This window comes from Oceanivirga salmonicida (assembly GCF_001517915.1).
GTDB classification, from domain to species: Bacteria; Fusobacteriota; Fusobacteriia; order Fusobacteriales; family Leptotrichiaceae; genus Oceanivirga; species Oceanivirga salmonicida.
Window position 1 is genome coordinate 1 of record NZ_LOQI01000065.1, and the last position, 8,878, is coordinate 8,878.

At 22.9% G+C, this 8,878-nt stretch carries 6 protein-coding genes; 3 read left to right on the forward strand and 3 right to left on the reverse strand.

Annotation, left to right across the window (positions count from 1 at the left end; all coding sequences use genetic code 11):
- Nucleotides 1–386: MgtC/SapB family protein (locus AWT72_RS09720; RefSeq protein ID WP_371440140.1), on the forward strand; the 386-nt coding region annotated here is incomplete at its 5' end.
- A gap of 67 nt (nucleotides 387–453) precedes the next feature.
- Here AWT72_RS09720 and AWT72_RS07175 read toward each other — a convergent pair.
- The 3 genes from AWT72_RS07175 to AWT72_RS07185 all read right to left on the reverse strand — a co-directional run bounded on the left by AWT72_RS07175 (nucleotide 454) and on the right by AWT72_RS07185 (nucleotide 6,315).
- Entirely contained in the window at nucleotides 454–4,422 is a 3,969-nt protein-coding gene (locus tag AWT72_RS07175; RefSeq protein WP_067142989.1) for a hypothetical protein, read from the reverse strand.
- A 178-nt stretch (nucleotides 4,423–4,600) separates the two neighbouring features.
- Nucleotides 4,601–5,752, reverse strand: coding sequence for a chloride channel protein (locus AWT72_RS07180; RefSeq protein WP_067142992.1), 1,152 nt, complete (start codon nucleotides 5,750–5,752; stop codon nucleotides 4,601–4,603).
- A complete protein-coding gene (locus tag AWT72_RS07185; protein ID WP_067142996.1) occupies nucleotides 5,752–6,315 on the reverse strand; it encodes a LemA family protein in 564 nt (187 codons plus the stop codon). Before AWT72_RS07185 ends, AWT72_RS07180 begins: the two co-directional genes overlap by 1 nt.
- A gap of 679 nt (nucleotides 6,316–6,994) precedes the next feature.
- Here AWT72_RS07185 and AWT72_RS07195 point away from each other — a divergent pair.
- Nucleotides 6,995–7,390 (forward strand): hypothetical protein, encoded by a 396-nt coding sequence (locus AWT72_RS07195; RefSeq protein WP_067143002.1) that lies wholly within the window; start codon nucleotides 6,995–6,997, stop codon nucleotides 7,388–7,390.
- A 219-nt stretch (nucleotides 7,391–7,609) separates the two neighbouring features.
- Complete coding sequence (locus tag AWT72_RS07200) at nucleotides 7,610–8,758, forward strand: ShlB/FhaC/HecB family hemolysin secretion/activation protein (RefSeq protein ID WP_067143005.1); 1,149 nt, start codon at nucleotides 7,610–7,612, stop codon at nucleotides 8,756–8,758.
- Nucleotides 8,759–8,878: the final 120 nt, after the last annotated feature.

Genomic DNA, 8,878 nt, shown 5'->3' on the forward strand with positions numbered 1-8,878 from the left:
GTGGATTAACAACATCAGCTGGTATTTGGGCAACGGCAGGTGTTGGAATGTCTGTTGGAGCAGGTCTAATAAAATTAGGTATTTTTGTATCAATATTGCTATTATTTCTACAAATATATACACATATTAGCACATTCTTAAATCAAAAAGAAGGTTATAGATATAAGGTATTATTAAAATTAAGAAATAGTAATTTGAATGAATTTCCAGATATTAAAGTAGAACTATTACAAAAAAAACTTATTATTGAAAATGTCAATATTTTAAAAAAAGAAAGTCATGTTGATGTTGAAATAGATGTAATAAGTAAAGGTTCATTAGATAGGTTAACTGTAATAGAAGGAATACTTAAATATGAATCAGTCTTAACAATAAATATAGAGTAATTTAAACAATAAATTATTATACAAAAAAGATGTTAAAATCAAAATTGAGATTAACATCTTTTTATTTTTACCATCTATATCTAAGATCTAAATGGATATCTATTACTTTATTATCTTTAACATTGTTTCCTATAAATTTAATAGGAGCACCAATAGTTGTATTTAAATTTAAATTTTTTAAAATACTATATTCTAAAGTAATTTTAGGTTCTATAATATGTTTTATATCTAATTTAGAACTAGCATACAGTTTAGTATCTCCAATAATTACATTTCCAATACTTGTATGTCTAATATTTAAATTATGCCCTAGACCTAGATTTATATTTAATTTGTCATTAGCCTTTAATCCATAGCCTATATAATTATCAGTGTTAAAATTAATTTCCTTAACAGATAAATTAGCTTTTTCAGTTGATTTTTTATTTTCTCCACTTATTTTAGGACTTTCAAGTGTAAGTTTTGGATTATTTCTTACTTGATTTTCACTATCGTAACTAAGACATAGTCCATTTTTACAATAGAAATAATTAGGTCTAACTTTTTCTTTAAATGCCTTTATTATTTCACCTGGAATATTATTCTTATCTAATTCTTGGAATTCACTAGTTTTATAACTTCCATCAGCCTTGATTAAATAAATAGCATTCTGTGTAGTTCTGCTAATATCTTTATTAATTGAATTAGAAATATCAACACTAACATTTTTATAATTAAGTGTAGAATCTGAATTTATTCTTAATCCTAAATTTTCACCATAATTTAATTTGAATTTTAAATCAAATTCTTTTAATTTAATTTTTTTATTACTAGTAACAGTTTTAGTTACTTTATCTTTATATTTATTGACTTTACTTACATAAAGGTAATCTTTGTCTGAATCTTTTGTATGTTGCCAACTCCAATAAATATAGTTTTTTGCATATTCATCCATTGATTTTTCAAATTTAAATTCTTTGTCTTCTGTAACTACTGGAGCACTAGTTGTTGTTTCTTCACCGTACCCAATATTAGAAGACCCTTTAATTGAATATGTAAATTTAGATTTTACATTGCTTATTTCAAAATCATTATTACTTATTTCAATATAAGGTGATAAATTATATTTTATATTATTTGAATCAAATCCATAAATATCATCAACTAATATATCTTTTATGTGTTTGTACTCTGCTTCTTTTCTATTTTTTAATACGTATAAAATAGGTTCTTTAATATTATTCTTATAATAATCATTAGTTGTTTTAATTATTTTTCTAGTACCAACATTAAGTATATTATCTCCTGTATTAGCAATACCAAATTTAGCAACATAATTGTTATCTTCTTTTGATATACCTATTTGAGGCTTAACTTTAAAATTATATACTAATGGGTTTGCAACTAAGTCAAAATTAAATTTATTGTTTTTTCCGTGTAAATTAAGTTTTGCAAATCCAATATCAAATACAAATCTATATTTAAATACTTCATCTAATCTAGTACTAAGTTTTACATCACCACTTGTATTAAAGTTAAATATATCAAAATCAGTTGTTATTTTATCTATAATATCATTATCATCTAATAAGTATGTTACTTTTCCTGTATATATTGCATTAAACCCATCAAATTTATTATTTACTATACCAATAGGTAATTTGATTTCATTTGTTAAAATTAGATTTTTATTAGGTTTAGAACTTACAACTAATTTAGGGTAAACTATATTATATATATTGTACCAACTACTTTTAGCAGATTTTTCTTCTGTTTTAATATAGTCAGATGCATTAATGTTTCTTTTTACATTTTTATTTCCATTAGCAATTTCTTTGTCTATTAAAGCTTTTTCTGTTGTTTTAAGAGTATCTATTGCTTTTCCATCTTTTCCTATAGGTTTATTGTCCTTATCTCTAATAGCGACATTTTTTTTGTATTCTTTTCCATCTATTATTAGTTTAGGATTTTTAAGATAACCAAATTCTCCTATATGTCCTAATCCTAATTCAATTTCTACTTTATCTGATGCATTAAATCTATAACCTAAGTAATTATTTGTTGTTATATCATATAAATCATATTTAAATTCAGTATTCTTTTTAGAAAATGCATTTTTTGATTTTATTAATTCCGTACTAGAATTAAATATTAGCCCTTTTTTATTAACATTAAAATCTAAACCAAATTTATTTTTTATTTTTTCATAACTATAATTAGCATTTTTAATATTTATTTTTTCGTTTGAACTTGCTGATAATTTTACTAAATAATCGTCTTTTGCATAACCTACTTCAAATTTAAATATATCTTTACTCATTTTAGTAGCAGGTGCATCTTCAATATCTTTAACAATACTCTTTAAATTTTGATATAGTTCAAATTCATTTTTACCTTTTTCACTTCTATGTAAGTATATGCCCCTTAACATGTCAATTCCTGGCATTTCGTAAGGATCATTATATAAATTATCTCTAAGAGAATTTAAACCACCAAAAGCAATTTTAAATGCATTTCCAGCTATATTTTCTTTTTTGGAAAGTTCTTTAAGAATTTTGAAACTATTAGAGTGAATGTTTGATAATTCATTTAAAACATTTTTTTCAATATCATCACCTAAATAGTGCCATTTATTTAATTTTTCGTACTTACCGCTTTTATCTAAAATTTTTTTTGAAGGTTTTGTATTTTTCTCTTTTGTATTTGAACCACTATCTTCAAGTTTTGGTGTGATAGTTTCACCTAACATATGGGCTTTATCTAAACCATCAAAATATAAACGGTTAGGATCTGAAATTAAAGATAATTTTCCAAAATCCCAAGGTCTATCTCTTCTAGGTAGTGCACCTACAAAGTCATCAGGTATTTGATTCCAAATACCAATAGAAGAATATTTAGCATCAGGGTCAAATCCTATTCTTTCGTATAAATCACTTATTATATCTTTTGATAAATCAGTTCCTAATTTTTCAAAATCAACACCTCTAACCAAATCGTTTATAAGTGTAAGATCTGGAAGAAAATTACGCCCAGTAATATAATCAAGACCTTTTTTTAAAGGTGCATACTTTTTATCTCCAGCTAATATTTTGTCTGTTCTTTGTAAAACATATTTTACTGGTAAATCTCCATATAATGAACCTGAATATAGTCCTAGTATTCTACTAGTACCCTTATACCCAGAAACTTCTGCTTTTTCTAAATCTGCTCTATCTTTTTCATAATCATAATCTTTATCTGCAATCTTTTTTAATGTCCATTTTTTAAAATATTCTATTTTATTGTAACCAGGTGCAGCAGCTTTAAGATTTATAATTTCATCTTTGACATATACTTTCCTAGGGTCTGCATTAGGAACTCTTTCATAGCCTAGATTTAAGAAAAAACCATCTTTTTTTATCCTAAGTGTAGGACCTAAATGTACATATTTATCTTGCCCTTTAACATCAAATGTTATAGATGCTACACTATCTGGTAAAGGATTTAAACTAAATGCATAGTTTACTGCCTTATTTTTCGTTTCTTCTTCACTATCTAACTTGTCTAATCCGTATTTTTTGTTTACTTCACCTTTAATATATGAATAAATATAACCACTTAAATATTTATTACTGGAATTTATCCCTAATTTTAAGTTATTAATTTTATCATTATCTTTAACTGAAGTTTTACCTTGAATGTATGCACTAAGTCCAGAATAATCTTCTGAAAATTTTATATCAAATGTTTTATATAATCTTACTTTTTGCCCTAAATACTTAGTCGCTAAAAATAAATCTCTTTGATTAGGATTAACTATTGGTTGATATAAATTAGTATTATTTTTTTGCGGGGGCTTAGTATTAGGTTTATTAGTATTATTATTTATTTTTTCGTAATCTTCAAATTGTTTAGGTATAGCTAAATTTAATAGAGGTTTTACATAATCTACTCCATTGCTTAAATTGTCAACACCAAGCGAAGTTTCAAGACCCAAAGAAACTTCTGTTTTAAATTTAGCGGTACTTATTTGAGATACTAAAAAAATTAAAATCAAAATTTTTTTGTATACTTTCATTTTTTTCTCACTTTCATCTTTTTTTGGTTCACTTTGTGAACGACTTATGATAACATTAAAATCAAAAAAAATCAATGATATTTTTTAAACAGAATAAGTTTTCGCTGTATTTATTGAGAATTAAAAATCTTTATTTTATAAATTTTTAATAAAAAAAAGTCCATTTTTTACAAACAAACTATTTTTTATTTGGGTATATACTATTGTTCCCACTAGCAAAATATGCACATATACTAGCAATTATTAGGTAGGGGAGTATATTTATACCGAAAACCTCATAACCAATTAATATGGGGGTAATAAGCGTGTTAGAAGCTGCAGAAAAAACTACTGCATAACCAATTGAAGCCAATAAGTAAACTGGAATACCAAAATACATAGCAATCATTGCTCCTAAACTAGCCCCTATTGCAAATAAAGGTGTAACTTCTCCACCTTGATATGATAGAGAAAGTGTAAAGCATGTAAATATAATTTTAAGTAAAAAATCATAATTATTTATACTGATACCATTATTTTTAAATGACTCATATATTAAATTAGTTCCAAGACCTGCATATCTTGCACTGTCTACAAAATATATTGCAAATGATAATAATATTGACAAAATAAATACCATATAAATATTTTTTGATAAATATGGTTTTAAAAATTTGATTGTTTTTGTAAATATTATTGCCGCTATTGAAAACATTAGACTAGCAAATATTACAACTAGTAAAGTCTTAATATTAAAATTATAGACTTCATTTATTATATATTTAAAATGATATAGCCCTAAATACGAAGAAGTATAAGAAGCAATTAAACTTGCAAATACTATCATAAATATCCCTTGATATGAAAGTTTTTTTTCTTTATGATTAAACATAATTTCTATGGGAAATATCATTGCTGAAAGTGGAGTTCCAAAAAGCCCTGCAAACCCAGCACTCATACCCGCTAACATTGCTTCATGCTTATTTATTCCAAATTTTCTATATGTCATATTAGAAAAACTTGCACCTATTTGTACTGCTACACCTTCACGACCTGCTGATGCTCCAAATAAATGGGTAAGCCAAGTAGAAATCGTAATAAAAGGTATAAGTTTATTATCTATATGCTCGTTTTCTGTTTTATATGATAATTGAACTAAATTCATACCTTTTTTTAATCTTGGTGCATATTTAGAATACATGTAGTAAGTAACAGCACCAATAATAGGTAGTAAGAATATGATTTCTTTATGCATATCTCTATAATTAGAAACGGATATAAGAACAGTACCAAATATAGTAGTTATTATACCCATTATAATCCCTAATAATATTGTATAAACTATAAACATTAAAATTCAACCTTTACATTTGTATTAGCTTGCTCATTTGCTTCAAATAATTTTGCTTTTCTGAAATTAAATATTCCATAAAATAATGAGTTAGGGAATTTTTCAGTAAAAATATTCAATTCTCTACATGTAGCATTATAATATTTTCTAGCACTTAATATATCATTTTCAATTTCAGATAATTTTTCTTGTAAATTTAAAAATGAAGTATCTGCTTTTAATTCAGGGTATGCTTCAGTTAATAAAGATATATGTCTTAGAGCATCAGTAAGTTTGTTTTCATATTTTGCTATCTCTTCCACATTATCTAAATTTGTTAAATCCATATTAACTAATTTATTTCTTGCTTCTATTACTGCTGTTAATGTTTCTTTTTCATGAGTAGAGTAACCCTTTACTGTATTTACTAAATTAGGTATTAAATCTAATCTTTGTTGAAGATAAACTTTAATATTACTCCATGCTTCTTTGTTAATGTTATCAAGAGTAACAAATTTATTTTTTATTACTAATAAAAACATAAATATTAATATTACTAAAACTATAATAATTATATATTTCATATATTTATTCCTTTCTCTACAAATATGTAGTCTTTCATGATAATATTATAACTTTTTAAAGTAGTTTAGTCAATTTTAATGTGCTTATATATTTTAATTTTTAAAAATTACATGTAAGTCTGCACATGAAGTTTGCATAAAGAAAATATATATGTTAGTATTTATTGATAAGAGTTTTAATAAATGTTAGCAATAGTATGTTAAATAAGAAATTAAATAATAAGAAATAAATAATTATAAAGCAAAGAGATAGTTGAAAGGGAATATAAAAAAAATGTTAATAAATAAGAATTTAGAAATGATACTTTTTTACATTATATTATTAAGTTTAGTGCCTTATACAAAATATATATCATTTATATTAATTTTAGTAATATTTATCATAAAATATTTTTTAATTAAAAAAACACAAAAAGATGAAATTTATGCTTATGAACTTAAAATATTATATATTATTATGTGGGGAGTAACTTACAGTTATAAAATTAATATGTATATGGGTCTATATTTTGACTACTTTAATAAATTAGTCCTATTATTTATTATGTTTTTATATTTTACTAATTATAAAGACAAAGGTATAATTTTTAGAATAATAGATATTACTTTTTTAAATATATGTTTATTTTTCTATTCTTTGGGCTTTGTGATAATTTAAAAAAGATGATTAGGAGTAACAATGTTAAAAAAAATGATAAAAATAGAAATTTATTTATTATTATCAATTATAATTACTAGTAAAATATTAAATTTACATTACATAAGAGAAACTCCAGAAGTTGATAATGGAAATGCAATAATAGTATTTTATGTGCTATCTGGAATATGTTTACTATATTTATTATTTAAAAAAAATGAAAATAAGTATAATAATATTTTAAAAATTTTATTGATTATAGTAATACTAAATTTTATATTATACATATTAATTAATGGTTTTAATTTTGCAAGTATGACTATGATTTTAAGACCAATAAATTATAGAGAATATATATTTATTTTAATTATATTCCTAGTATTTATTTTATTAGATATATTGTATACAATATATAAAAAATTGTGTTTAGAAAATTAAATTTAATTTAAAATGACCCTTAAAATAATATGCAAAATTAAGGGTCATTTTTTGTTTGATTTTATAGTAGTTTAGTCAATTTTAAAGTGTAAATATGCAAAATTTTAAATTTATATATTTCTATTTTGAAAAATAATTGCAAATTTCATATACAGAGTAATAGTAAATTTGCATAAAAAATCTATATATGATATCCTTATATAGGGGGTATCGTAATAAATGTTAAAAATAAAATATAAAGTAATAAAAATGTTGGTATTTTTACTGCCAATAATAAGTTTTTCAGAATCAAGTTACATTGATAAAATTATATACAATGGGGAACAAAATTCCAAAATTATTAAATTAAATTCAAATTTAAAATCAGATACTAAATTAAATATTAAAGATATAGACTTATTAGTAGATAATTTTAAGTTCGCTAAAAATAATGACTTAAAAGTAAATTTAGAGCCTTCTAATAAAGAAAACTATGTAAATGTAGTAATAACAAATAAAAAGAAAAATCCTCTTAACTTATCAATAGGTTTTGATAATCATGGAAAAAGTTTAGATGATGGTATATATAGATATACATTAGAAACAGGATTATCAGGACTAGTATTAAATGAAAATTTCAAATTAACATATACATTCGTTATTCCTAAAAATCCAATTAGACAAAAAATATCAGATTTAAAACCAGGAGAAACTTTAAAAAAAGATTTAAGAAAAGCTAGAAAGAATAATAATTTAAATATAGAATTTTCAATGCCAATAAAACAATTTAAAACATATCTGACATACACATATAGCGACTATAAAAAATCAATATTGGGAAAAAATAATGCACATGATATAAGTGGAAACACAAATAAAATAGAAGCAAAATTAAAGGCAGAAGTATATAGAAATAAAAACAAAAAAGTAAATATAATAGGTAAATATTCATATGCTCATAAAAAAAGTTATGTGGAAGATGTCTTATTAAATAAAGATAATATTCATAATATAGGAATAGGATTTGAATATACTAATGATAATGTAGAAATAAAAAGTATATTTGAAAATACAATAGAGAATAAAAAATATAAACCGAGTTTAAACACTAATATAAGTTTAAGTAAAATGTATAAACAAGGTATTAATATAGGTATGGATGTATCAAATGTAATTGAAAAAAATAATAGTAATATAGAATTGAAATTTAAGGGAAGTTATAAAATACTATACACCGAATTGGGAATAAACACAAACTTTAAAAATGTACGACCATTAATAAAAGTAGGTTTAAAAAAAGATTTGGGTATAGTATTTTTTGATACTGCATTAGACTACAATGAAAAATTAAAATTACTATTTAATATTAAAATTAATTTAATTAGATAAAAAAGGAACTATAAAATAATGAGAATAAAAGTTAAAGAATATAAAAATATTTTAAGAATATACCGAAGTAGCATTAAATAATTTAGTTATGTATAAAAATATAGAAAAGAGGAATTGGAT